At 60.2% G+C, this 23,513-nt stretch carries 22 protein-coding genes and 3 pseudogenes; 13 read left to right on the top strand and 12 right to left on the bottom strand.

The window, feature by feature from the left end; all coding sequences use genetic code 11:
* Window positions 1-12: 12 nt before the first annotated feature.
* From EKN06_RS14475 to EKN06_RS14465, 3 genes are all read left to right on the top strand, one after another.
* A complete protein-coding gene (locus EKN06_RS14475) occupies window positions 13-579 on the top strand; it encodes a PRC-barrel domain-containing protein (protein ID WP_240655030.1) in 567 nt (188 codons plus the stop codon).
* 92 nt (window positions 580-671) lie between these two features.
* Complete coding sequence (locus EKN06_RS14470; RefSeq protein ID WP_127613614.1) at window positions 672-1,103, top strand: DUF6491 family protein; 432 nt, start codon at window positions 672-674, stop codon at window positions 1,101-1,103.
* Window positions 1,100-1,426, top strand: a complete 327-nt coding sequence (locus tag EKN06_RS14465; protein WP_127613613.1) for an antibiotic biosynthesis monooxygenase family protein — start codon at window positions 1,100-1,102, stop codon at window positions 1,424-1,426. Before EKN06_RS14470 ends, EKN06_RS14465 begins: the two co-directional genes overlap by 4 nt.
* Window positions 1,427-1,526: 100 nt before the next feature.
* Here the strand turns inward: EKN06_RS14465 and EKN06_RS14460 are convergent, their stop codons facing one another.
* From EKN06_RS14460 to EKN06_RS14435, 6 genes are all read right to left on the bottom strand, one after another.
* On the bottom strand, window positions 1,527-1,988 hold the full coding sequence (locus EKN06_RS14460; RefSeq protein ID WP_420810800.1) for a DUF411 domain-containing protein: 462 nt from the start codon (window positions 1,986-1,988) through the stop codon (window positions 1,527-1,529).
* A 110-nt stretch (window positions 1,989-2,098) separates the two neighbouring features.
* On the bottom strand, window positions 2,099-2,737 hold the full coding sequence (locus EKN06_RS14455; RefSeq protein ID WP_127613612.1) for a cation diffusion facilitator family transporter: 639 nt from the start codon (window positions 2,735-2,737) through the stop codon (window positions 2,099-2,101).
* Between the two features lie 77 nt (window positions 2,738-2,814).
* Window positions 2,815-3,516 carry an HPP family protein gene (locus EKN06_RS14450; protein WP_127613611.1) on the bottom strand — a complete coding sequence of 234 codons (702 nt, stop codon included), beginning with the start codon at window positions 3,514-3,516 and terminating at the stop codon, window positions 2,815-2,817.
* A gap of 143 nt (window positions 3,517-3,659) precedes the next feature.
* Window positions 3,660-4,871 carry an NO-inducible flavohemoprotein gene (gene hmpA, locus EKN06_RS14445; RefSeq protein ID WP_127613610.1) on the bottom strand — a complete coding sequence of 404 codons (1,212 nt, stop codon included), beginning with the start codon at window positions 4,869-4,871 and terminating at the stop codon, window positions 3,660-3,662.
* Window positions 4,872-4,904: 33 nt separating this feature from the next.
* Window positions 4,905-5,153, bottom strand: a complete 249-nt coding sequence (locus EKN06_RS14440; RefSeq protein ID WP_240655028.1) for a TehB family protein — start codon at window positions 5,151-5,153, stop codon at window positions 4,905-4,907.
* A 50-nt stretch (window positions 5,154-5,203) separates the two neighbouring features.
* Window positions 5,204-5,626 (bottom strand): group III truncated hemoglobin, encoded by a 423-nt coding sequence (locus EKN06_RS14435; protein ID WP_127613608.1) that lies wholly within the window; start codon window positions 5,624-5,626, stop codon window positions 5,204-5,206.
* Window positions 5,627-5,714: 88 nt separating this feature from the next.
* On the opposite strand from EKN06_RS14435, the gene EKN06_RS14430 reads away from it, so the two are divergent.
* From EKN06_RS14430 to EKN06_RS16205, 3 genes are all read left to right on the top strand, one after another.
* The gene (locus EKN06_RS14430; RefSeq protein ID WP_127613652.1) at window positions 5,715-6,134 is read left to right on the top strand and encodes an RrF2 family transcriptional regulator; all 420 of its coding nucleotides are present in this window, start codon (window positions 5,715-5,717) and stop codon (window positions 6,132-6,134) included.
* A gap of 402 nt (window positions 6,135-6,536) precedes the next feature.
* Window positions 6,537-7,211, top strand: a complete 675-nt coding sequence (locus tag EKN06_RS14420) for a protein-L-isoaspartate(D-aspartate) O-methyltransferase (RefSeq protein WP_127613607.1) — start codon at window positions 6,537-6,539, stop codon at window positions 7,209-7,211.
* Window positions 7,212-7,270: 59 nt separating this feature from the next.
* Window positions 7,271-7,486, top strand: coding sequence for a Lar family restriction alleviation protein (locus EKN06_RS16205; RefSeq protein WP_127613606.1), 216 nt, complete (start codon window positions 7,271-7,273; stop codon window positions 7,484-7,486).
* Between the two features lie 26 nt (window positions 7,487-7,512).
* Here the strand turns inward: EKN06_RS16205 and EKN06_RS14410 are convergent, their stop codons facing one another.
* Entirely contained in the window at window positions 7,513-8,397 is an 885-nt protein-coding gene (locus EKN06_RS14410) for a division plane positioning ATPase MipZ (RefSeq protein ID WP_240655026.1), read from the bottom strand.
* Between the two features lie 441 nt (window positions 8,398-8,838).
* Between EKN06_RS14410 and EKN06_RS14405 the strand changes: the two genes are divergently transcribed.
* Window positions 8,839-9,831, top strand: a complete 993-nt coding sequence (locus EKN06_RS14405) for a threonine ammonia-lyase (protein ID WP_127613605.1) — start codon at window positions 8,839-8,841, stop codon at window positions 9,829-9,831.
* A gap of 127 nt (window positions 9,832-9,958) precedes the next feature.
* Here EKN06_RS14405 and EKN06_RS14400 read toward each other — a convergent pair whose 3' ends face one another.
* Window positions 9,959-10,432 (bottom strand): GNAT family N-acetyltransferase, encoded by a 474-nt coding sequence (locus EKN06_RS14400; RefSeq protein WP_127613604.1) that lies wholly within the window; start codon window positions 10,430-10,432, stop codon window positions 9,959-9,961.
* Between the two features lie 364 nt (window positions 10,433-10,796).
* Here EKN06_RS14400 and EKN06_RS14395 point away from each other — a divergent pair, with 364 nt between their 5' ends.
* The 3 genes and pseudogenes from EKN06_RS14395 to EKN06_RS16035 form a co-directional block, all read left to right on the top strand.
* Window positions 10,797-12,164, top strand: a complete 1,368-nt coding sequence (locus EKN06_RS14395; protein WP_127613603.1) for a hypothetical protein — start codon at window positions 10,797-10,799, stop codon at window positions 12,162-12,164.
* A gap of 82 nt (window positions 12,165-12,246) precedes the next feature.
* The gene (locus EKN06_RS14390) at window positions 12,247-16,923 is read left to right on the top strand and encodes a DUF3320 domain-containing protein (RefSeq protein WP_127613602.1); all 4,677 of its coding nucleotides are present in this window, start codon (window positions 12,247-12,249) and stop codon (window positions 16,921-16,923) included.
* A gap of 139 nt (window positions 16,924-17,062) precedes the next feature.
* Window positions 17,063-17,170: pseudogene (locus tag EKN06_RS16035) on the top strand (excalibur calcium-binding domain-containing protein); the annotation flags it as partial.
* A 358-nt stretch (window positions 17,171-17,528) separates the two neighbouring features.
* Here the strand turns inward: EKN06_RS16035 and EKN06_RS14380 are convergent.
* The 4 genes and pseudogenes from EKN06_RS14380 to EKN06_RS14365 all read right to left on the bottom strand — a co-directional run.
* Window positions 17,529-17,921: pseudogene (locus EKN06_RS14380) on the bottom strand (Ros/MucR family transcriptional regulator); the annotation flags it as partial.
* A gap of 310 nt (window positions 17,922-18,231) precedes the next feature.
* Window positions 18,232-19,890, bottom strand: coding sequence for a recombinase family protein (locus EKN06_RS14375; RefSeq protein WP_127613600.1), 1,659 nt, complete (start codon window positions 19,888-19,890; stop codon window positions 18,232-18,234).
* Window positions 19,887-20,321, bottom strand: coding sequence for a DUF2924 domain-containing protein (locus EKN06_RS14370; protein WP_127613599.1), 435 nt, complete (start codon window positions 20,319-20,321; stop codon window positions 19,887-19,889). Before EKN06_RS14370 ends, EKN06_RS14375 begins: the two co-directional genes overlap by 4 nt.
* Window positions 20,321-20,563: a DUF3489 domain-containing protein gene (locus EKN06_RS14365; RefSeq protein WP_127613598.1), complete on the bottom strand. Its 243-nt coding sequence runs from the start codon at window positions 20,561-20,563 to the stop codon at window positions 20,321-20,323. The genes EKN06_RS14370 and EKN06_RS14365 overlap by 1 nt, the downstream gene beginning before the upstream one ends.
* A 331-nt stretch (window positions 20,564-20,894) precedes the next feature.
* Between EKN06_RS14365 and EKN06_RS14360 the strand changes: the two genes are divergently transcribed.
* From EKN06_RS14360 to EKN06_RS15855, 3 genes and pseudogenes are all read left to right on the top strand, one after another.
* On the top strand, window positions 20,895-22,193 hold the full coding sequence (locus EKN06_RS14360; protein WP_127613650.1) for an ISNCY family transposase: 1,299 nt from the start codon (window positions 20,895-20,897) through the stop codon (window positions 22,191-22,193).
* Window positions 22,194-22,597: 404 nt separating this feature from the next.
* Window positions 22,598-23,098 (top strand): hypothetical protein, encoded by a 501-nt coding sequence (locus EKN06_RS14355; RefSeq protein WP_240655022.1) that lies wholly within the window; start codon window positions 22,598-22,600, stop codon window positions 23,096-23,098.
* Between the two features lie 277 nt (window positions 23,099-23,375).
* Window positions 23,376-23,513, top strand: a pseudogene (locus tag EKN06_RS15855) (IS6 family transposase); the annotation flags it as partial.

The raw sequence follows: 23,513 nt of genomic DNA, 5'->3' as shown, positions 1-23,513 counted from the left end.
CCATATTGTTGCATGATCCGGAAATTCGGGAACCAATCGCCATTTCAGGAATCAATTAATTGTTCGATGGCGCAAGAGATGCTGCCGTCGCCGGTAGCCACGGCCTCGGCTGTAACCAATCCGGAGCATCTGCCATCATTGTCAGAGGAGGACAATGTGGTCGACAATGCTGAAATGAATGACATCGTGAGTCCGACGGCACAGGATTTGCGCGATGCTCGCAATGAAGTCGGACGAGACGAAGAGCATAACCTCATCGCTTCCAACAAGGTGGAAGGTACCGCTGTTTACCGCCCCGACGGGGAAAAGATTGGCCGGATTCATCACCTCATGGTCGGCAAGACGACCGGTCAGGTCGAATATGCTATCATGAGCTTCGGAGGGTTTCTCGGCATGGGAAAGGAGCTGCGGCCAGTCCCTTGGGAAGCGCTAGATTATGATCCGGAGATGGGCGGATACATAGTGTCAGCGGAGGAAGATACCCTTCGCAACAGCCCTTACCTTCGAGAAGACATCGAACCGACTTGGGACCGCGCTTATGGAATGCATGTCTTCGGCTATTGGGGAGTGCCTTATTGAGCGGGAGGCGCGAATCCGATGCTCCATTTGGCCCCATGCGGTAACTGGGCCATCGAACTTCGTTTGCCCAACGAGTTGGGCCGGAGGCGGTCATGTGGCAGCCCGACTCGCTTGATCAGCTTTACGGAGAGAAGATCATGTTCATTCGTTCGTTCGCTGTCGCAGGCTCGCTCGCGCTGGCAGCATGCGCCAACGCCGGTAGCGAGGGCATGGATGCCCAACAACCTACGCTTTCGTCCTCTCGCGAGTGCTTCTATCTTTCGCAAGTGAGCGGCTTCACGGATGCGCCAGATGCGGAAAATGGATCTGGCCGCATTCTGGTGCATACTGGTCCCCGCGACATCTACCTGTTCGAGACGTTCGGCAGTTGTCCGGACCTGAACTACTCGGAGAGCATCGCATTCGACCAGAACGGTCCCGGTCAGATCTGCCGAGGGATCGATGTCGATCTTCTCGTTCCGACCAGTATCGGCATTCAGCGCTGTCCAGTCCGGATGATCAGCAAGGTTCCGGACGCTCGATGACCTTTTTTGCAGCTTATCGGTGGCAAGTTAAGCCAGGTAAGGAGGAGCAGTTCCGCAAGGCCTGGCGCCGTGGGACCGAACTGATCCAGGAGCGATATGGTTCGTTGGGATCGCGCCTTCATCGCGACGATATGGGGCGCTTAATCGGCGTCGCCGAATGGCCTGACAGGTCAACCTGGCAAAGAGCGTTTGACGCCAAGATGGTCTACGATGATCCCGATGCGAGAGCGGCTTTTGTCGATGCCCTGGAGAGCTGGGATGATGAACCCCTATTGTTGATGGAAGTGACAGACGATTTGCTCGATCGGGGCAAAAATCTTTGAAGGCTTGGCCGTTGCGACGGCTTAAGGGCGCTCACGCTCCCTAACGGATAACCTCCAACGGGCCCTCAGCTGTCTGACCCCAGCCGTTCTCATCCTTCGTCTACCTGTAGCTGGAGAATTCGCGCATCCGGAAATCACCGAAAGCGATCACCTGATAGGGCTGGATGCGACCACCCATTTCCATCCCGGGTGAACCAAGAGGCATCCCAGCCACGGCAAGACCCTTCACGCCTTCGGGGCGTTCGCGCAGGAGCCGTTCGATATCCTTGGCGGGCACGTGTCCTTCGATCACGTAGCCCTCGACCTCCATCGTATGGCAGGAAACGAGATCGTCGGGGATGCCATGTGTGGCCTTGACCTGCTCCATCGGGACATCCTCACGCATGATGACTTCTGCCTCCATCTGGGCCCGGACGTGTTCGGCCCACTCGTAGCAGCAACCACAGCCCGGATCCCGGAACATGACGTACGAAGCAGCCTCTGCGGCCGAGGTACACGCTGTCGCCAAAATGGCGAAAGTGACGAAAGCCGCCTTGCGAAACGTCTGGGTGAGGGCAGTCAATCGGTCTCTCCTGCAAATCTCTCGGTGCATACAAGCTGAAGAACGTTAGTCAGCTATGAAACTTACACAGGAGCTGACCCAAACGAAAGTTCAAAGCCAGCGAATAGCGATCATTGAACTCTCGCCTTCTCAGCCCTTAGCTGCGGTATCGCTTCCCGTAATACCCGCACCGCCGAACAAAGGATCAGAAAAGCCATGGCCCCGCCTATCACAATGTCGGGCCAGGGTGACGACAGCGCAACTACAGCTCCGGCAGCTATCAACACACCGACATTTGAGATCACATCATTACGCGAACATTCGAAAGTGCTCGCCATGTTCACGTCCTGTCGCCGATATCGCCAGAGTAAAGACAGGCAGGTCAAATTGGCAACGAGAGCTATGCCGCCGAATACCAGCATGAGCGTAGATGAGGGCGGAACACCGCTGTTGATTTTAATTCCCACATTCACAAGGATGCTGATCCCCAGAAGAAGGATGAGACAACCCTTGAAGACAGCCGCTCCCGCCTTCCAGCGGTTGCCACGAGATATCGCGAACAAGCTGACGCCATAAACCAGCGCATCGCCCAGCATATCCGTGGCGTCAGCCATCAAGGAGGTCGAACCTGCGGTCAGGCCGGCCCCGAATTCCACGAAAAACATGACGGCGTTTATGATCAGTACCGCAATTAAGACACGACGCTGCTCGACCTGCTGCGCAAGCGCTTCGATTTCAGTACTCTTGGATGAGCAGCAATGGTCGGGCATCAGGGCAAAATGGTCAAGAGTCCGGCTCTCTGCAACCGGATAACAGTGTTAATCTGGAACGCCGGCAAGGTCAGATTTCAGGATTGGGGCCGACTGCGTTTCCGCACCCGCCTTTGCAGAGCTTGATAGATTGCATTGAGGTCTTCGATATCGACATCCAGAACTTCGTTCCAGTCTGCGAGCACAGCCTCGAGATCCTCGGGTGTATAGGCTTGCTCTGTGGGTGTCGGCGGCGCAGTTGGCAAGAGAACATGGTGCGGCCAAGGGTGCCCAGTCAGGTTGTTATAGAGCCATCCACTGGCCGAGAGGGCTAGGACATTTAGGGCAATCGGAATCAGGTATGACCAGTTCCATGCATCGGGTCCTGCGGCGCCCAGCGCGCATAGTAGCGCACAGGCCCCACCTGGAGGGTGTAGGCACCGCGCCATAGACATAACGGCAACTGCAGTCGCTATGGCAAGGCCTGCTGCAAGGACGGGCTGTCCGATTGCAAGGCCAAATGCCAAGCCGATCGCCGCCGACAAGAGGTTGCCGCCGATCACAGACCAGGGCTGGGCCAAGGGGCTGGCGGGTACGGCGAATACGAGGACTGCCGATGCTCCCAGTGGTGCGACCAGCATTGGAAGAGCGCCGCTGTTGGCGCCGAGCAGCAAAAAGGTAACAAGACCGGAGATTAGAATAGCCAGTCCAGCGCCGATTGCACCACGCAACCAACCCAGATGGCCGATGGCAGCCTGCGGAAGGAGAGTGGCTGAACGTGAAATCAGGAATTTGAGCACGACATGCTTTCATTGGCGGCAGCGGTAAACGGCGCTGTCAGAGGCGAAGGCGAGGACAGCTTGCATAAATTGACGGGTCCCGCCCTATAGTTTGGCGAGACCCGTCATCTTGGATGTAATCGGAAGTCGTTTTGGTCAGACGTCTATGCAGCCAGAAGCTCGTCGGCGGGGCCAAAGAATTCGTAGTGGATGCGCTGTGACGGTACGCCCGCTAACGACAACGCGGATACCGCAGCACGCAGGAACGGTCGCGGGCCACAGATGAAATAATCGGCCTTCTCAGCCGATGTATTGGCGAGCAACCAGTCATCGGTGATGATCCCGGCCTGATCGTAGTCCTTGCCAACGACTTCGTCCGGGAATGGAGTCTGGTGAAAGTCGACGACCAAGAAACTCGGATGGCTGGCTGCCAGACTGCGCACGTGATCGCGCATCGCATGAGTGTCCCGATCATGCGTTCCGTGGATGTATTGCACGGGTTGCTCCACGCTGCGCTCGGCCAGCGTTTCGAGCATGGCAACCATCGGCGTAAGGCCAACGCCACCCGACAGCAGCACGACGGGGCCGTCGATGTGGTCAGGAAGGAAGAACTCGCCGGCAGGTGGCGCGACCTTCAGCACGGTCCCGACTTTGGCGTTGTCGTGCAGCCAGCCCGAGGCGAGTCCCTGCGGTTCGTGCTTCACCGAGATGCGGTAGGTTTCACCATTCGCGGCAGTCGAGATCGAGTAGTTGCGCTTGACTGGCGGATGACCTGGAATCTCGAACCAGAATGTAAGGTATTGTCCCGGCTTGTGGCGAAGCACGGAATTACCATCGACGGGACGCATGACGAACGATTTGATCACGCTGCTTTCCGTGACAATCTCCTCGATGCTGAAATCGCGCCAGCCGTTCCACCCGCCATCGGCCGCCTGCTGCTCATGGTAGACCATGCTTTCCCGGGCGATCAGTATATCGGCAAGGAACCAGTACGCTTGACCCCAGGCGTCGAGAATTTCAGGCGTCGCCGCATCGCCGAGAACGGTCTTGATCGCGCCCAACAAGGCTTCACCGACATGGGGGTAGTGTTCGGGAAGAATCTGGAGGCCGACGTGCTTTTGGACGATCCGCTCGACCGCAGGGGCAAGCGCGGCCAGGTTTTCGATGTTGCTCGCATAGGCGAGGATTGCACCGGTCAGAGCACGCGGTTGTGATCCGCTGTCGCCATGATGCGACTGGTTGAACAGGTCGCGAATGTCGGGGTTTTCGAACATGCGCGCATACATTTCGCGCACGATATCGAGGCCATGCGCTTCAAGCGCTGGTACCGTGGCTTTGACGAGCGCGATCGTCTCGTCGCTGAGTGTCTTCGACATCAACGTCTCCAATATGCTTTCAGGTTGGTCGGGTTATTGATCGGTTGGGGGAAGCTCTTTGTAGAAGTCCACCTGCATTTTCATCGAGCCAAGCGGCGTGACGAAATGCGGTTGTTCGGGAAGGACGATGCCAGGCCGCCCGGGCTCGAGAATCTCTTCGCCAAGTGGATCCAATATGGTCAGCTTCAACCGGCCTTCGAGCACGCGGATCAGCCCCCAGACGCCGGCCTTGGTGTCATGTTTTTCCCGCAATGCGGTGGGAAGCGAGGTTTCGTCGAACATCGGTGTCGACCGATATGGCTTGGGCAGGTTATCCTGATTTCCGTGATCACTCATTGCGCAGCGGCCTTCTCAGCCTCGGCCCTGTTGCTCGTCGTGCATTCCGCTTCGATACGAAAGAACATGGCCAGTTGCAGGCTTTGCGCGATGCGTCGTGCCTTGTCTTGAAGGGACTTGGCCGCCGTAGGTTCCATCATCGTGTCCGTCGTCTCAGTCCAGAGGCTGAGCCAGCGTTCGAAGAGTTCAGGCGTGATCCTGGTTCGGTGCTTCATATGAGCGGGAACCGGCTGCCCTTTGTAACGCCCGGTGGTCAGCATCACGGACGACCAGAAATCGGTCAGCTTATCGAGATGTTCAGGCCAACCAGAGATGGCATCGTTGAAGATTGGGCCGAGCTCATCGTCGGTGCGAACGCGGGCATAGAAGGCTTCGACGAGCCGTCGGAGGCTCTGGTCGTCGATCTGTTCCGTTTTCATCACCCGACTCCAAAACATGCATTAAGGATGCATCTATACGCGCTGCTTAAATCATGCAATTGAAATGCATCATTTGGAGATCTTGGCGATGCGGCTCACCCGCTACACCGACTATGCAATGCGCGTGCTGCTCTATCTCGGCTCGCGGCCCGATCGTCTGTGCTCGATTTCCGAGATTGCGACGGCTTATGGCATCTCGCAAAACCACCTCATGAAGGTTGTGAGCGACCTGGTGCACACAGGGTATGTGGAGAGTGTCCGCGGCCGCTCAGGCGGTGTTCGGCTTGCAGTGCCTGCCAAGGATATCAATGTGGGCAAAATAATCCGTCATACCGAGGACGATTTTGATCTGGTCGGGTGTGGCGAATGCATCATTGCGCCGGCGTGCGGCCTGACCAGTGTGCTCGATGAGGCAATCGATGCTTTTCTTGCCGTGCTTGATCAATATTCGCTTGCCGACGTTCTAGCCATGAAGGGCAACTTCTTACACCTGTTGCACGCCAGCTAAGGAATTGCCGCTTATTATAGGAGATTCCCGAACCCTGCATTGGGATAGGACACGATAGCATCCGCCGCTCGCTTTCACCGCTCCAGCGCGGCAGCCAGATCCTTCAGCTTCGCCCTACCGTCACCGCGCCATGCGCTGCCGCGCATGCAGGCCAGTACCTGGATAGACCAACGTCCAGTGAGGGCCGGTACTCGGTCAGCCAAAGCATATCATTTATCCAGCAGTTTACCGATGCATGAGAGTCGATGAGCAATGTTTGCCATGCTTCGGGGCCCCTCTCAAAACTCTGCACCGTTACACGTCTGGCGAAGCTTACGGCAGATTTTAAGAGCCCGAGAAGACTCATGACCCGTGAAGGCATAGTATGAGACTGGAAAGGACTCGCGAGAGAGGCGTAGAGGTATGAAACCGATTACCGAGGAGCACCTGGCCGTTTATCGTCGGCATATGGTCGAGGTGATCGATATCCACTTTGATCTGATTAGCGATGAAACCGGCAAACCTGTCATGGGCGATCGATTGCGTGCGGCGCTTCTGAAGGTGCCCCGCCACTATTTCGTTCCTCACCAGCTGATTCTCGCGGCCTATCAGGATGGCCCGCTACCAATTGGTTTCGAAAAGACGATATCTCAGCCATTCATAGCGGCATTGATGATGGATCTTCTCGATATCCAACCTGAGGACAAGGTTCTCGATGTCGGGACTGGCTATGGTTATCAGGCTGCGGTTCTGGCGGAATTGGCCAGCCATGTCTGGAGTATCGATGTCGTCGAGGAATTCGTCGAAGTTGCCAAATCCCGCATGGAGGCATTGGAGTACTCCAACGTCACGCTCCGCACTGGGGATGGTTCTCGCGGATGGATGGATGCGGCACCGTTTGACAAGATCATCGTGGCGGCTGCAGGAGAAGAAGTGCCTGGCCCGCTTGTAGATCAGCTTACGCCGGGTGGTCGATTGGTCATGCCGCTGGGCAATCAGGATGTGCAACAGGTAACGCTTGTTGAAAAAGCAACCGACGGATCGGTGACCACAAATGCAATTATGCCAGCCCGTTTCACTCCGCTCGAAACGAATTAAGGCGCTGCAGACAAAAACCATTTCCATAATGAGGTAAGTCGGCAGCAAAGTTAGAGCGAATGTCAGACCCCAAAGGTTCTTGCAGGCGATTGCCAGTTTCAACAGCCACGGATTTGGCCGCATGCCCGTTCTGCGCTTCGATTAATCTGGGTTTCTACGAGCATGTCTACGCCAAGCACTTTGCTGTGATCTGCAATTTGTGCGGAGCCGAAGGACCGAGCAGGCCAACGCGTGAGGAGGCGGGGACGATGTGGAATAGGCGGGTCCATGAGTAATTGTTCCGCCTGAACGTCAGGCCATCTCACACATTGCGAACGCGCCAGGCATGTGGTGCTCGCATGGTATCGAGGTCAGCAATGAGATCCGCTGGCTCATCTTCCAACATCCAGCGACTGATCCGCTCATAGTGCGCGATAAATCGATTCAAGGTTGCATCATCCATGGGCGGTTGAGCATTCGGCGAAGAACGTGACAATCCCGCTTCTTGTTCGGCCCGCCATGCACGCACACAATCGAACGATGGCGCTCGAAGCATGAGCTGAAGATCCAACGTTGAGAATATACGAGAATAGTCGTTGGCCAGCTGCTCGTTCACGTAAAGCCGCCAAGCGCCATCTCTATCCTCATCACGTTCGAGAACGTTGACTGGTTCGACGAGAGATTTGAGGTCCTGTGGGCGCGCGCCGACGCACCAGCCCTCGATCAGGACAACATCCGATGCACCTCTGGAGATCCTCCACTCGGGATATGGCAAACGATCATCAGCAGCTTTGTCGAATTGTGGAATTTCGACAGCGTCACTGTCCGTAGCTGACAGCACTCTGGCAAGTGTGGATTCCAAAAGCGCAATATCGTGTGTTCCCGGAACACCACGGGTTGCCAACAAGGGATGGAATTTCTCTGCAAGCTCCAGCCGTTCGGTCCTGCTCAGGTAGAAGTCATCGATGGCACAAATCGTGACGCGCAATCCCCTCTCGTGAAGAGCAGTTGCGATGCGAACGGCTGTTGTCGACTTTCCGCTACCCTGCGCTCCGGATAAACCTACAGCTATGGCGCGCTCGTTGGCTCTCCAGACGTTTTCGATGGCATCTGCGAACAAGTTGTCGCCAAGGGCGAACTTCATGCGTCGACTGATCGCCGTTGCCAGATGCGAGCTCTCCGCTTTTGAAGGGGCAAATCCAGCCATGGCATGGCCTTCATATCGCAGGGTGCTCTGCTGCGCCAACTCACAGTGATCAAGATGTTTGAACGTGCGGATTCGGCAAGGTAGGCTCCTTGGCTTCCCGCACTAGGTGCCCTGTTCTGTCAAAAGGATGGCCCCGCGCCGGACGGACGGCTAGCCGAACCGGATGAACCGGGTTGGGAGCCGCCCGGCGCTCTCTAAGAAGAGTGAACCGTTCGCTAACCACGACATTTCGGTCATAGCTGCCCCTCGCGCGCCACGCTGTTTGCGGACTGGCAGCTTCGCGCAGATTTTGGTGGAGACCGGCTATTCAGCTAACGACCCTAATTGCGGACATTGCGCCTCTGTTACAGTACTCGCCCGCTCTACTTGGGCAGCGCGAGACGCTAATCTACGAAGCGATCCTGCTCATAATGCTGCGCGATGCCTGAAGGAATGCGATAAATGACAAAGCAGGTAGCCCTTGCCATCACGGCCGAGGACGTCCGCAGTGCGGCCGTGACGATCCGAGGCATAGCCGTGCGCACGCCGCTGCTCGAATACCGATTTCTGAACGAGCGTGTCGGCACGCGCGTGCTCGTAAAGTACGAAGGGGTGCAGATTGGCGGGGCCTTCAAGTTCCGCGGCGCCTACAATCGCCTGGCCCGCATCGCTTACGCAGACCGTGCCAAGGGCGTCGTAGCATGGTCTTCGGGCAATCATGCGCAAGGGGTTGCTGCGGCGGCCCGCATTCTGGGCATTCCGGCGACAATAGTGATGCCGGCCGATGCGCCTGCCATGAAGTTGGCCAACACCTATGCGCTCGGGGCCGAGGTCATCCGCTATGACCGCGAAACGGAATCGCGCGAGGCAATCGCTGGAGCTCTGTCGAAGGAGCGGGGTGCGGTTCTCGTCCCCTCTTTCGACGATCCTTACATAATTGCAGGACAGGGAACTGCCGGGCTCGAAATCATGGAGCAGGCCATTGAGTTGGGTGCACGAATTGGGCAGGTGCTGGTCTGCTGCGGCGGTGGCGGCCTTGTTGCCGGGATTGCCACTGCGATCCGCGATGCACAACCCGAAGTAACGGTCTGGTCGGTCGAGCCGACCGCGTTCGACGATACTGCCCGCTCGCTCGCTTCCGGCACGCGCGAAGCGGTGCCTGCGAGTGCGAAGTCGATCTGTGATGCGTTGCTGTGTCCTAGGCCGGGCGAACTGACCTTTCCGATAAACAAGGCGCTACTCGCCGGCGGACTGTCCGTTTCCGACGAGGAAGTGCGCGAAGCGATGCGCTACGCATTCGAGGTGATGAAGTTGGTGATCGAACCCGGGGGCGCTGTGGCGTTGGCGGCACTGCTCTCTGGTAAAGCGAAGCCGGTACAGGGCGCAACCGTTGTCGTCGTGTCGGGCGCAAACGTCGATGCCGAATTGTTCGCCGAGGCAATCTCGTCGGCCTAATCAAGCTGGCCGGAAATCGAGATCGCGGAAGGTCAGCATCCCACCCCATTCGTGATCGCTAACCCTTGCGGTGAGCGCCCTTAAAGCTACCAGTCAGCTAACGACCCGATTACGGACATTCCCCAACTCAGGAGGAGGCAATACTGGTAGGTTGCATGTCGAGGCCAAGATAGAAGGCAAGGGCCGCATCATTTCCGTTTCGAACTTTCAGTCTGAATTGATCGAAACCACGCTGCCGAAAGAAAATGAACATGTGGGAGAGCAAAGCCGTGCCCAGCCCTTTTCTGCGCCAGTCGCTAGATACGGCAAAGTCTTTCAGAAAAGCGCTCGACCAACAATGACCGAACGCAGCCGGAATGGAGCTGGAATCGACTACGAGAAACAATCCATCTGCTAGATATTCATGGTCGGTTTCAATGGACGCCCACCATTCGTCTATCGCTTCAATCGTGCCCTGCCCTTGAGTATAGGAGGCCGACAGAAGATCATGACACGCCAGAGCGTGCGCCTGCGGAACAAATGGCACTAGCCTGAAGCCATCAGGCCATTTCGGATTAGCAAGGTCTCCAGTGAGAAGCTTGGTGAGAAGCATGCTCGACATGTGCCCGAGCTATAGTGATATATAGCAGCTTTCCACAACTTCTCTGCCTTCGAAGGCTTACCAAATGATCCCTGAAATCCGCCGTTCATCGCCATTTCTAGCCTCATGAACGGAAGGCAGCTTTTGAGGACCTGATCTGGCCATGCGAATGGCGACTAAGTCAGCGAATACCGCCGTGCCATCCGCGATCAACGTCACGCGTCTGTCAGCGCCCCCTCGATCGTTGACTGAAATTTCACTATTCGCGTTGCCAGTTTTGCGAAGAGGAAGTGCGGTCGCTCTGCTTTCATCCGTAAGGATTTATTGGGACTATTGCCCTCAGGCCCTGAGCGTGCGAATTCCTGCAAAGTAGCTGGGGGAAATAATGGGGCGACTTCCGGACTTTGTTAAATCGGGTGAGCCAGCGCGGCTCTTCCCTGTTCTGGCAGACACTTCTAAGGAGGGTCGTACACTTTCGATCTTTCTGGCCTGCCTTGAAAGTGTCGGCGGCTTCGGCCGGGCGCTGCTGGGCGGGCTCGGCCAGAAGGTCGGTACGCGCGGGCGGATCGACACGTTCACCGAGGTCGTCCTCACCAAGAGCGCCGGCGATGCGAAGCACCGTCCCGATGGCCTGATCGTTGTCAACACCGGCAAGTCAACGTGGACAGCCCTCGTCGAGGCGAAGGTCGGCGCGGCCGAGCTGACCAATGCGCAGATTGAGGGCTACCTCAACCTCGCGAAGTTGAACGGCATCGACGCGGTGATCACGCTCTCGAACCAGTTTACTCCCCTGCCGACCCATCACCCACTGATCGTCAGCCCGGTGTTCACTCGCAAGGTGTCCCTCTTTCACTGGTCCTGGGGCAATGTGATCACGCAGGCCCACCTTCTGCAGGAACTTGGAGAGGTCGAGGACCGAGAACAGCTGATCCTTCTTTCGGAGCTTCAACGCTTCCTCCTGCATCCCAGTTCAGGCGTGAAAGAATTTGATCAGATGCCGGCGGCCTGGTCAGAACTGTGCGAGAGCGTGGCGGCAGGCGGGGTCATTAACGCAAAGAACCAGCAGTGCCAGGACGTCGTCGGCTCTTGGCACCAGTTGCTCGACCGCATCACTACGGTCATGAGCCGCCAAGTGAACAACCACGTTCAGATCGCGATGGGCCGTGCCGAAGCGACCGACCCGACGGAGCGGCTCAAGAAGGCTTCGGCCGCGTTGACCGCAGACGCCTCCCTTGCCGCTGACATCGTTGTTCCCAACGCCGCCGGCCCGATGCAGGTTAGCGCCGATTTCAGGAAGCGGGTGGTGAGCGTCTCGATGCGCCTGCGCGCGCCGGGTGACCGGAAGTCCACGAAGGCGCGGGTGAGCTGGCTGTTGAAGCAACTTTCGGGCACGGAGCCCAAGGACTTGCACGTCAGGCTCTTCTGGCCAGGTCGGGCACAGGTGACACAATATCCGCTTGCCACTTTAGTGAACAATCCCGAGATCACGATCGACGAGCGGCCGGGCATGGTCGTCTCCTCCTTCGAGGTTTTGTTGGTCCGCGAGCTCGGCGCGAAATTCGCACAGCGCAAGATAATCGTAGCCGAGTTAGTCAAGTCCGCGAGCCAGTTCCACGCCAGCGTGGGCGGGCGGCTGACCGCATGGCAGCCAAAGCCGGCCAAGATCGTTGAAGGGAAGCTCGAACCCGCATCGGTCGGCACCGAAGCCCTGCGCGACGAGGTCGAACGCGAGGCGCTCGACCGGGCTGGTTGACGTCCGTGGCTGCATGGGGTGTCCTGCGTCGGCGCGGTTTGTATTGTGGGTCACCGCCAGTCGGGCGGTCTCGGGGTTGATAATGGCGACACTGCAGAACGATGGATCGGGCCCCTCGCAGCAGCAGCGAAGCGAGGTGGCTAGACTTTTCGATGAGACCCGCCGTCGGCTGGTCGAGACGGGAACGAGGAACCGTCTCGTTCACGTGAACCGCGCTAACACGCGCGGCAACGTTATCAACGTCGTCAACGAACGGTCTGACGATGTCCACGCCATTCTTCGCGATTCGAAGGTCATGCGCTTCCTCGCCCTTGGCCGGGACAAATCAGACGATGACGACGAGGTCCACTTCGCCTCGGTCGAGGATGAGCTTGGCGCCGACCGCTACACCGACATTCACCTCGAGACGCGCCTTGGCCCCGATGCCCTTCAGAAGAAGTTGCTCAAAATCGCCCGCGAGGCCCAGACGGCCGAAGAGGAGAGCGGCGTCAACATCCTCTACCTCGCCCTCGGCTTCCTGACCTGGTTCGAGGACCGAAACTCGGGGATCGAACGCGAGGCGCCGCTGGTGCTCTTGCCCGTGGAACTAGTGCGCAACTCCCGGACCTCGACCTACGACATCCGCGCGCGCGATGAGGAGATCCTGACCAACCTGCCGCTGCAGCAGCGGCTCAAGGACGACTTTGGCATCGACCTGCCCGAGATCGACACAGAGGAGGATTGGAAGCCTTCAAGCTACTTCGAGCGCGTCGAATCGGTCATCGCCGCCCGCGACCGCTGGCAGGTCGACCGTGACGCGATCCAACTCGGCTTCTTCAGCTTCAGCAAGCTGTTGATGTACCGCGACCTCGATGTCGAATCCTGGCCCGACGAGGCCTTGGCAGATCATCCGCTCACGCGGGGCCTACTCTACGAGGGCTTCGCCAGCGAACAGCCGCTGTTCGGCCCCGAGGACCAGCTGGACGACCTGCTTCCGCCAGAGCGGATATTCCACGTCGTCGACGCGGACGCCTCGCAGGCCAAGGTGATCGAGGAGGTGCGATCGGGCCGCAACCTGGTCGTGCAGGGTCCCCCCGGAACCGGCAAGAGTCAGACGATCACGAACATCATCGCGGCCGCGGCGAAGGACGGGAAGCGCGTCTTGTTCGTCGCCGAGAAGATGGCGGCGCTGTCCGTCGTGCACGACCGCTTGGTCAAGGTCGGACTGCGCGATGTCTGCCTCGAGCTTCATTCGCGCACGGCCAACAAGAAGATCGTCCTCGCCGAGTTGGCACGAACGATCTCGCAGGCCGCAGCGATCCCGCAGATGCCTGATGCGCCGCATCCCCTCACGAGAGTACGCGATCGCCTGAACGACATCGCAAAGGCCCTGCACGAGCCGATCGGATCGACCGGCGAGACCGCCTTCTCAGTCCTCGGGCGGCAGGTCCGCTACATTGGCATGAACGCAACTCCGCCGGCCATGAACACCGGTCCTCTCCTGCGGATGACGCGGACCGAGGAAGCTGCGCTGATCGATACAATCGAGCGCTATGGTGAGCTGCTTGCCGACGAGGGCGTCGATGTGCCGCACCCTTTCGAGGGCGCGAGGAACCTCGATCTCCAGCCTGTTGAGCTGGCCCGCCTGGCCTCGGTACTGACTAACGCCAAGTCAGCGTTGGAAGAGCTGGCCGATGTGGTCGAACAGCTGCTCGCGGCTCTAAGCCTGTCGCAGCCCGTGACCTTGGAGACGGCGGACGCGCTGGTCGACTTGCTGTCGAGGCTCGAAGGCCTTCCTCAGGGCGCAGGGCCCACCGCGGTGTCGATGCTTGACGCCTCCGATCCGGCGCGGTTGCGTGAGCTGCTGCAAGCTGGGTCCGAATGGCGCGCCGAATTCGACGCACAGGCGCCGAACTTCATAGATGTAGCCTTCGCCCACCCAGTCACAGGACTCCGCGGGCCGCTCGTCGCGGGCTGCAACTCTTTCTTCTCCCGGCTCGGCGGCGCATATCGAGGGGCTTCGCGGGAACTCGCCGGCCTGCTCTGCGGCCCGCTGCCAAAGGCGGCCCCTGAGAGGGTTGCCCTAGTTGATGCCCTCGGTAACGTCGGAAGCAAGCGGGCCGCCTGGGAAACTGATCAGGCCTACGGTGCCCGGATACTCGGGGACGCCTGGCGGGGCGAACGAAGCGACTTCGCCTTGCTGATCTCAATCGCAGGCTGGTGCGACAATCTAAGCCAAGCTGCCCTCAAGGCGGCGCCCGTGGCCGCAAGCGAGTTAGCCGCCTCCGATGACGCGACGTCAATGCTGCGCCGGCTGATCGAGACTGCGACCACCGCACGGTCGACGCTCGCCGCCGCCACCGACTTCCTCAACCTCGATCCCGCCACGTTCGGGGCCGAACGGTTCGAACAAGCCGAAGTGTGGTCCATAGTCCTTCGCATCGGGAACATGGCGATGGCGACGGATCGGTATGTTGGTTGGGTGCGGCTGGCGCGGATGCAAGGCCGGATGACCGCCGCAGGTCTGGCCGACCTGGCAGAATGCATGCGGACCGGCGCCGTCGATGGGCCGGCCGCGGTCGTGGAGCTGCGTTTCGCGCGTGCCGAGGGACTGTGGCGCCAAGCGCTCGAACAGTCGCCCATCCTCCGCGACCTGCCGATGGAGAAGCGCCACGAGCTCGTGGCCACGTTCGGCCGGCTTGAGCGCGAGCGTCTGAAGGACAACGTCACCGACATCCTCGCCGGCCACCTTGCCCAAGTCCCGCAGGGCGCCCAAGGCGAGATGGGGGTGATCCGAAGCGAGATCGGCAAGAAGATGCGTCACCTCGCGATCCGACGCCTCTTCGAAAGGGCGGGCACAGCGATCCAGCGGATCAAACCGGTGCTGTTAATGAGCCCGATCTCGGTCGCCCAGTATTTGCCGCCGAACGCCCTTTCGTTCGACCTGCTCGTCATCGACGAGGCCAGCCAGGTCCGGCCCGAGGACGCGCTCGGCGCAATTGCTCGCGCGAATCAGATCGTCGTGGTCGGCGATCAAAAACAGCTTCCGCCATCGTCGTTCTTCGACAGGCTTGCGGCCAACGATGATGCTGACGAGGATGAGCCCGAACTGCTGGCGGGCGCCGCGAAGGTAGGCGCGATGGAAAGCGTACTGACGCTGTGCGAGGCACGTGGACTCGGTTCGCGGATGCTCCAATGGCACTACCGCTCGCGCGACCCCTCACTGATCAAAGTCTCGAACCGGGAGTTTTACGAGGACGGCCTGATACTCCCGCCGTCGCCTCTCCAAGCCGATCCGGAGTTCGGCCTGTGTTTTACGCAGGTCGCAGGCGTCTACGACAAGGGCGGGAAACGCGACAACCGCAAAGAGGGCGAGGCGATCGTCGCCCGGGTCGCCGAGCACGCGCGCAAGAATCCGAGCCTTTCACTTGGTATCGTCACCTTCTCTTTCGCTCAGCGCAACCTAATTACTGAACTGCTCGAGCTCGCCAGACGCGGCGACACCGTCCTCGACGCCTTCATGCGCGAAGGGCAGTCCGAGGACATCTTCGTCAAGAACATCGAGAACGTTCAGGGCGATGAGCGCGATGTCATCCTCGTGAGTGTCGGCTATGGCCCAGCCGTTGCAGGTGGTAGGCTGACAAGCATGTCGTTCGGTCCTGTAAACGGGGAAGGCGGGGAACGGCGCCTCAACGTCCTTTTCACCCGCGCGCGCATCCGCTGCGAAGTGTTCGCCTCGTTCGATCCCGGCGATATCGACGTCAGCAGAACCGCAGGCCAAGGCCCGCGGATTCTCAAGCGCTTCCTCGAATACGCAAAGTCGGGCCAGCTCGAGGAGCACTCGCCGACTGGGCTCGACGCGGATACGCCTTTCGAGGAGGACGTGGCCGACGTTATCCGCAGCTTCGGCTTCCTCGCCGACCCACAAGTCGGATCGGCCGGTTTCCGCATCGACATCGGCGTGCGCCATTCCGAGCGACCGGGCACCTATGTGCTCGCCGTCGAATGTGACGGAGCCGCCTATCACAGCGCGCTCTGGGCCCGCGAGCGAGACCGCCTGCGCCAGGACGTGCTCGAGCACCTTGGCTGGCGGTTCCACCGCATCTGGAGCACGGACTGGTTCTACAATCGTCGTGCCGAGATCGAGCGGTTGCGCCATGCCCTCGTCGCCGCGAGGGAAGCGGCCGAGGCGGGTATCAAGGTCGAAGGCGCAAACGAGTCCCGGCCAGCTTTGCCAACGGTGGACGAACCCGTCCCCGTCATCGCGATAGCCGACATCGTCGAGCGCAAGATGCCGGCCTACCAGCGAGCGGTGTTCCCGGTGAACAGTCTGCAGGAACCCCACGAGGTGAGCACGGCGGTCCTGGCCGATCTTGTGAAGCGGATCATCGAGGCGAAAGGCCCGATCCACGTCGAGGAGGCCGCTCGGCGCATTGCCTCTTGCTTCGGCAAAGAGAAGGCCGGGTCGCGCATCGTGACGGCTACGCGGGCCGCACTAGCCCGCGCCCAATCGCATGACAGCCAGCTGCTGTCGGACGGGACCTTCTCGTTCACCCGCGATCAATCGGAGAGGCCGCCGGTGCGGGATCGCTCGATGGAGAGCGGCGCGACACTGAAGGCTGCGAACATCTCCGCGCTCGAGGTGAAAGCCGCGCTGGCACTGGCGCGCGAGGACAACGCCGGCGGCGACGACGCCGATCTCATCCGCAGCGCCGCCCGCCTTCTCGGTTTCAGGCGCGTCGGGGCCGACCTGCAGGCAAAGATTTCCGGCGCATTGTGACGGAGTTGGTCTGCGGGCAATTCAGATCGCATCGGCCCGGGCAGCAACATGAAGCGAACTGAACCACGCTGCTCAACCTGCGGTAGCGTCCGGAGGCGCCGCATCTTGAGCAGGCGTCTGGTTCAGGAACCGCAAGGGGGCACGGGCCGCCGGTGCGGCACCGCTCTATCGAGGGCAGCCCGGCTGCCGGACTTTGCTGGATGCCGACGGTGACGGGATCGCATGCGAACCCTGCTGCGGTCGCTGAACCACATGGACCTGTGAAGTTCAGAGACAGGGCATTCCGGTGCCCGATCTGGGCAGATCCATCCCGCCGGCAATCCTATGGGCATGCTCGCAGTCAGTTGGAGCAATGCCACCCCATCCCGGTTGAGCGGGCGCCGACCTCAGGCGGCGTCAGTCCTGGCGGCCTGCTTCTTCCTGGCCGGTGCGCGCTTGGTGGGCGCGGTCTGGCTGGCAGGTGCCATGTCGGTCGTTGCCTTGGGCGCTGCGGCCTTGCGCGGCGCTGCCTTTGTCGCATTCGCCTTCGTTGCTGCCATCTTGCCCGTTGCGGCCTTGCGCGGTGCCGGCTTGGCCGGTGCAGGTTCGGGTGCAGGCTGGGTGGCTTTACGGCCAAGGCCGATCTTCAGGGCCAGTTCGCGACGCTTGGCAGCATAGTTCGGGGAGACCATCGGATAGTCGGCCGGCAGGTTCCAGCGCTTGCGATAGTCATCGGGCGTCATGTTGTAATGGGTCATGAGGTGACGCTTGAGCATCTTGAGCTTCTTGCCGTCTTCCAGACACACGATGTAGTCGGGCTTGACCGAAGAGCGGACCGGGACTGCCGGTTCGGGCGGCAGTTCTTCGCTGACCGAAGTCCCGAGACCGGCGAGTGCAGCGTAGATGGAGTTGATCAGCGTTGCGACATCGCCGACCTTGACCGCGTTGTTGCTGACATGGGCAGCGACAATATCGGAGGTGAGGGTGATGAGCGTTTCGGGGGTCAGGTCCTGGTCCATTACTGGCCTTTCATTTTGCTGCGTCGGATGCAGTTGCTCCTGCATCATGCATCCTGCGGCGAATACGACCGGTCGCCATTAATCAGACCCGGTCGCAGAATACCACGATTATCGAAATTGCGATCGGACGCCGATAGCGACTTGTCCCGGTCGAGGATAGCCGCCTGTTGGTGCTGGTGTTGATGCGACAAATGGCAAGGGATCCGCTCTTGGCGTGAAGATCGCGGGACAGGCGATGTAACGGCAACCTCGGTACGGATGTTGGACGCCAACTGTTGCGTTGCACAGTCCCGTTCGGGTTGCGGATACTTCAGGCGATCAGCAGACGTTGTTGCTCGGCCCAGTTCGAAGTCCTGCCCACCAGCGCCAGGGACCGGTTGCCATCAAGATCAGTGCGGGTCTTTCCGGCCAGGATCGCTTCGATGACGCTGGGCGACAGCAGCGCCAGTCGTGCCACCCGGGTCAGGTACGACGGATTGACGTTCTCGCGCCGGGCCAGCCCGGCGACATCGAGTTCACCTCGGGCAAGCTCGACCCACCAGCGTCGACCCTTGACGAGAAGACCGAGCAGCGTCGGATAGGGATCGCCGGTAATGGTACAGCCATTGTCGTGCACGAGCCGGATGGCGCGACCGCTGCGGGTCAGCCGGACCCGGGTCTTGCAGATGACTTCGCCCGGCACGCTTTCAGGTTCCTCGATCTTCAGCAGTTCGATCAGTCCCGAAGGTGAGAGGACCAGGTCGAGCCGGTCGCGATGCACGACGATCCGGTGCAGCAATGCTTTCAGCTTCGCGTTGCTGCCGCGCCTGAGATCAACGCCCAGCTGTTCGCAGCCGATCGTTAGCCGCTCGAACATCGCCGGCGTGATGGCGATCCCGCAGCGTGCGACAAGATCGATGGGATCGGCGAGCAGCGAGGTCAGCTCCTGTTTGACGACCTGCTCGATCTCGCGGGCCGGTAGCCGCAGCGCGCTGGTGTCGGGATCAGCCGTGCCATGCTGATGCGCTTTGCTCACATAGTAGCGGTAACGCCGGTGCTCCCTGGTCGTATGGACCGGAATGAGCGGATTGCCGTCGGGCTCGACCAGAAGGCCAGCGAGCAGGCTGGCATTGGCTTCTCTTGTCGTGCGATGGCCCTTCACATTGTCGGAGAGCTGGGCCTGCACTGCGTCCCACATGGCCTGCCCGATGATGGCGGGATGGTTGCCGGGCCAGACCTTGTCCTTGTGCGGAATCCTGCCGGCATAGATCGGGTTCCTGAGGATCGTATAGAGTTGGCCGCGGGTAAAAGCGCAGCCGCCATAGGACCGTCCCTTGCCGTTGACGCGGCAAGGGGTGGTGATCCCGTCGGCCAACAGGCTGTCCGCAACCAGCCGGACATTGCCCAGCCGGCGATAGCGATCGAAGATATCGCGGATCAGCGCGGCATGGTCCTCGACGATCGCCAGGCTCCGGCCATCGGGTCTGTATCCCAGCGGCGGGGTTCCCCCCATCCACATGCCCTTGGCTTTCGAAGCCGCGATCTTGTCGCGGATGCGTTCGGCGGTGACCTCGCGTTCGAACTGGGCGAACGACAACAACATGTTCAGCGTCAGCCGGCCCATGCTGGTTGTCGTGTTGAACGACTGGGTCACCGAGACGAAGCTGGTGTCGGCGGCATCGAGTGCTTCGACCAGCTTTGCAAAGTCCAACAGCGAGCGGGTGAGGCGATCGACCTTGTAGACGACGATGATGTCGATGCGGCCTTCGCGAACATCACCCAGCAGTTTCTGAAGCGCAGGGCGCTCGAGCGTTCCGCCCGACAGGCCACCGTCATCGTAGAACCCGGGGTTCAGCTTCCAGCCTTCGCTGGCCTGGCTCAGCACATAGGCGGCGCACGCCTCGCGCTGGGCATCCAGCGAATTGAAGTCCTGCTCCAGTCCCTCGTCGCTCGACTTCCTCGTATAGATCGCGCAGCGGATTGTTCTCATGCTGCGGACTTCCTCTGCTGCTGTCTTTCTTTCAGGCCGAAGAAGGCCGGACCCGACCAGCGGGTGCCGGTAATCGCGCGGGCGACGCTGCTCAGGGAACCCCATGTCCGCTCGTTCCAGACAATCGCGCCATCCTCTTCGATGGTGACGACATGGAGCGTACCGTTCCACTCGCGCATCAGCCGCATGCCGGGTCGGGTATCGCGGGTCTGGGTCGCACCGTCCGCCAGCTGGTCGAGTTTCTGCCGCGTTCGCCGCGACAGCCCGCCATGGACCCTGGCCTGTAGTTCGAAGGCGAGGGCATAGCGCAGCAGGGCGGCGCTGACGCGGGGGACGGGGGCGTCCGATACCGTCGTCCATTTCTGCCGCAGGTCCGGCAGTTGCAGGGTCTCGAGCGCGGCGAGCTCGTGTTCGAGACTGCCGGCGGCCATCACGCTTCTCCCGTGATGCGCCAGCAGGTCACGTCATCGCGTTTGCTCTTCTCGATGACGTGGCCCTTCTTCCTGAGGCCGGTAAGCACCGCGCGGGTCGTGTGCGGCAGCCAGCCGGTCGCCGCGATCATCTCGGCGAGCGTCGCGCCGTCCTCGCAGCGCAGCAGCGCGATCACCATGTCGATCTTGCTGGTGGGGGTGGTTGCCGCTTCGGCTGCAGCGGTTTCGTTCTTCTTTGCCATGGTGGCTCTCCTGATCGGGAGCAGCACCGTGCCGCTCCTACCAGGGACAGCCCCGGATCACGCGTCGGAGCGGTCGGGGCGGGGCAGCTGCGGGAGATCTACGTCGCAGCCGGTGAGGACAGCAATGCTCGAACGGGCAGCGAAGTCGAGTGGTTTGTGGGAGGTCGGTCCGAATGTTGGGAGACGGTCATTTCACATAATGGCGGTTTCCATAATTTTGGAGTGTAAGCGCAAAATAGAGATGTCACTCCCCGCAAGTTAGAGATGTCACCATTGTGGGATGTCTTGTGGTCCCGGTGGCATGGTTCTCCCTGACAGGGAGGACGTGCTTATGACGGTGGTGGCGATGAGCCATGGCGAGCTTTCACGATACGATACGCTGCAACGGGTCGGACGCCGGGATCTTCGGGTGGAGGATGCCGCAGCGTTGCTCGGGCTCAGTCGCCGTCAGATATTCCGCTTGCTCGGCCGTGTGCGTGCCGGCGGACCGGAAGCGCTGATATCGTGGAAGCGCGGCCGGCCGAGCAACCGCCGATATGACGATGCGTTTCGGGATCGGGTCATTGCGATCGTTCGCGAACACTACCATGATTTCGGTCCGACGCTGGCGGCGGAGTATCTGTCCGATCGTCACGGGATCACTGTTTCGCACGAGACGCTGCGCCAGTGGATAATGACGGCGGGCCTTTGGAAGGACCGGGCGGCGCGTCGTCCGCGGGTCTACCAGCCCCGCTATCGCCGGGACTGCCGGGGCGAGCTGATCCAGGTCGATGGCTCGAAGCACTGGTGGTTTGAGGATCGCGGGCCGCAATCGACTCTGCTTGTCTATATCGATGACGCGACCAGCGAGCTCATGCATCTCAAGATGGTCGAGAGCGAGAACACCTTCGCCTACATGGATGCAACCCGCGAGTATATCGAACGCCACGGCAAGCTGGTGGCGTTCGATTCGGACAAGCACAGCGTGTTTCGCAGAACCCGGACATCGGACCGTGGCGACGGCATGACCCACTTCGGCCGTGCGGTCGATGCGCTCAATATCAAGATTATTTGCGCCAACTCGCCGCAGGCCAAGGGCCGGGTCGAGCGGGCAAACGGGACCCTGCAGGATCGCCTGGTCAAGGCGATGAGGCTGGAGGGCATCTCGTCGATTGCCGAGGCCAACGCGTTCCTGCCCGGCTACATGGCGCGCCACAACCAGCGGTTCGCCAGGGCGCCGTTCGATCCGCGCGACCTTCACCGCCCGCTTGCGGTTCATGACGATCCCAAAGCTGTGATGGTGTGGCGCGAGGAGCGCAAGGTGACTGCTTCCCTGACGCTGCGCTACAACAAGGCCATATTCATCCTCGAGCCGAACGAGATCAGCCAGGCTCTTGCGCTCAAGCGGGTGATGGTCTGCGAGTATCCCGATGGGAGGGTCGAGATCCAGCACGAAGGAAGCAGCCTGCCCTATCGGGTGTTCGACAAGATCCGGCGGGTGAACCCGTCTGCGGTGGTCGACAACGAGCGTCTCGATGCAGCTTTGACGATGGCCCGGCTAATGCAGGAACAGCGCGAACCCATGCGGCGCAATAATAGTGAACCGAGCCGGAAATCGCAGCCGATCCATATGTTCGCTTGTCCTGACTGATCCGCGCCACCCAGGGAGCCCGCTGCTGTCGCAGCGGGTCCCGGCCTCATTACTGCCAGACCAGCGCACCAGCAGGGGCTGCGTTGCGCCAGATCGAGGGGCTCCACGCAGCCCCTGCTACTTCAACCAGTGACATCTCTATTTGGCAGAATTTGTGACTTCTCTATTTTGCGCGGACATGGAGACAGGGAGTTGACCGGGACCGTAATTAGACTGACAGCACCCCGCGAGTGACTACCCAGGAAAGGAAACCCCGATCCCGAATACGGCTGATCGCCGACAGTCCCGAACCGCCAGGATAGGGAATTTTGGGCGCCCACATCTACGGAAACTTAGGTGCCCATTGACAGCTTGGCCTACAACGAGAATGTGCAACTATCGAATTGGAAACAAGGAGATTTGCGATGAAGTTGCCCATGCCGGTAGCCGGATTGGCATTTTCTTGCCTGTTAAGTGCCACTACCCCGGTCCTGGCGGCGTCGGCCGGACCCGTTTCTCCGTTTCTTGGTAAATGGGAACTCGACGTCAAAACCATGCCCACAACTTATGGCGCGCCGCCGAAAAGCGTGACCTATGAATTCGTTGATCTGCGCAACGGCCGCTGGGAAACGCGCATCCACATTGTCGACGATGATGGCGGCGTGCGTGATATGTCTGTCAGCTATCGTCGCGATGGCCAGGCCAATTCAGGCAGTGGCTATGCTGGCGAGGGCGATACCGCAGCGGTGAATTCTCCAGCTCCAAATGTACTGGTGATGAGTCTGGCGCGCGACAAACAACTTGAATCGGTTCGAACTTACGCGATTTCCGCCGATGGGTTGGAAATGACGGAAAGCGCCGCGGACGTGGACGATAATGGCGTGCCCTTCGTCCGCAATTTTCGTTTCGCCCGCGCCAGATCATAGGGTTGGTCGGGCTTGTCAGGATAACTTTGCCGGGCCGAGCAAGGGTCCAAAATTGAAATCTCATGCTGCCGCGGCGGACGCGGCATTCCATTCCGCCATGGCGGCGGATCGGAAGTTGCGCATGGTATTGCGGGAGATCAGGTGACGCTGGATGGCGAAGGGGTGTTGTCAGAAGGATTGCACCGTGAGCTGCATGGGGTAGGTCGGGGCTATGCCACGTCCCAGAAAGCCCGCGTCGCCGTTCCGTTATTTTCATTCTTCGCCGGACATCATCCGCATGGTGGTGACGCTGTATGTGCGATATCCGCTGTCCCTTCGGAACGTCGAAGACCTGCTTTTCGAGCGCGGCTACGACCTATGCCACGAGACGGTTCGGCTCTGGTGGAACAGGTTCGGACCGATGTTCGCTGCCGAC

Origin of the sequence: Croceicoccus ponticola, assembly GCF_004004515.1 — a bacterium.
GTDB lineage: Bacteria > Pseudomonadota > Alphaproteobacteria > Sphingomonadales > Sphingomonadaceae > Croceicoccus > Croceicoccus ponticola.
The sequence above is the reverse complement of the archived record's forward strand: the minus strand, read 5'-3'. Positions and strand labels throughout refer to the sequence as shown.

Bases quoted from the DNA above. Each gene is read 5' to 3' on its own strand.
- EKN06_RS14475 (WP_240655030.1), top strand. From the start codon at position 13: ATGATCCGGAAATTCGGGAACCAATCGCCATTTCAGGAATCAATTAAT.
- EKN06_RS14470 (WP_127613614.1), top strand. From the start codon at position 672: ATGTGGCAGCCCGACTCGCTTGATCAGCTTTACGGAGAGAAGATCATG.
- EKN06_RS14465 (WP_127613613.1), top strand. From the start codon at position 1,100: ATGACCTTTTTTGCAGCTTATCGGTGGCAAGTTAAGCCAGGTAAGGAG.
- EKN06_RS14455 (WP_127613612.1), bottom strand. From the start codon at position 2,737: ATGCCCGACCATTGCTGCTCATCCAAGAGTACTGAAATCGAAGCGCTT.
- hmpA (WP_127613610.1), bottom strand. From the start codon at position 4,871: ATGTCGAAGACACTCAGCGACGAGACGATCGCGCTCGTCAAAGCCACG.
- EKN06_RS14440 (WP_240655028.1), bottom strand. From the start codon at position 5,153: ATGTTCGACGAAACCTCGCTTCCCACCGCATTGCGGGAAAAACATGAC.
- EKN06_RS14435 (WP_127613608.1), bottom strand. From the start codon at position 5,626: ATGAAAACGGAACAGATCGACGACCAGAGCCTCCGACGGCTCGTCGAA.
- EKN06_RS14430 (WP_127613652.1), top strand. From the start codon at position 5,715: ATGCGGCTCACCCGCTACACCGACTATGCAATGCGCGTGCTGCTCTAT.
- EKN06_RS14420 (WP_127613607.1), top strand. From the start codon at position 6,537: ATGAAACCGATTACCGAGGAGCACCTGGCCGTTTATCGTCGGCATATG.
- EKN06_RS16205 (WP_127613606.1), top strand. From the start codon at position 7,271: ATGTCAGACCCCAAAGGTTCTTGCAGGCGATTGCCAGTTTCAACAGCC.
- EKN06_RS14410 (WP_240655026.1), bottom strand. From the start codon at position 8,397: ATGGCTGGATTTGCCCCTTCAAAAGCGGAGAGCTCGCATCTGGCAACG.
- EKN06_RS14405 (WP_127613605.1), top strand. From the start codon at position 8,839: ATGACAAAGCAGGTAGCCCTTGCCATCACGGCCGAGGACGTCCGCAGT.
- EKN06_RS14400 (WP_127613604.1), bottom strand. From the start codon at position 10,432: ATGTCGAGCATGCTTCTCACCAAGCTTCTCACTGGAGACCTTGCTAAT.
- EKN06_RS14395 (WP_127613603.1), top strand. From the start codon at position 10,797: ATGGGGCGACTTCCGGACTTTGTTAAATCGGGTGAGCCAGCGCGGCTC.
- EKN06_RS14390 (WP_127613602.1), top strand. From the start codon at position 12,247: ATGGCGACACTGCAGAACGATGGATCGGGCCCCTCGCAGCAGCAGCGA.
- EKN06_RS14375 (WP_127613600.1), bottom strand. From the start codon at position 19,890: ATGAGAACAATCCGCTGCGCGATCTATACGAGGAAGTCGAGCGACGAG.
- EKN06_RS14370 (WP_127613599.1), bottom strand. From the start codon at position 20,321: ATGGCCGCCGGCAGTCTCGAACACGAGCTCGCCGCGCTCGAGACCCTG.
- EKN06_RS14365 (WP_127613598.1), bottom strand. From the start codon at position 20,563: ATGGCAAAGAAGAACGAAACCGCTGCAGCCGAAGCGGCAACCACCCCC.
- EKN06_RS14360 (WP_127613650.1), top strand. From the start codon at position 20,895: ATGACGGTGGTGGCGATGAGCCATGGCGAGCTTTCACGATACGATACG.
- EKN06_RS14355 (WP_240655022.1), top strand. From the start codon at position 22,598: ATGAAGTTGCCCATGCCGGTAGCCGGATTGGCATTTTCTTGCCTGTTA.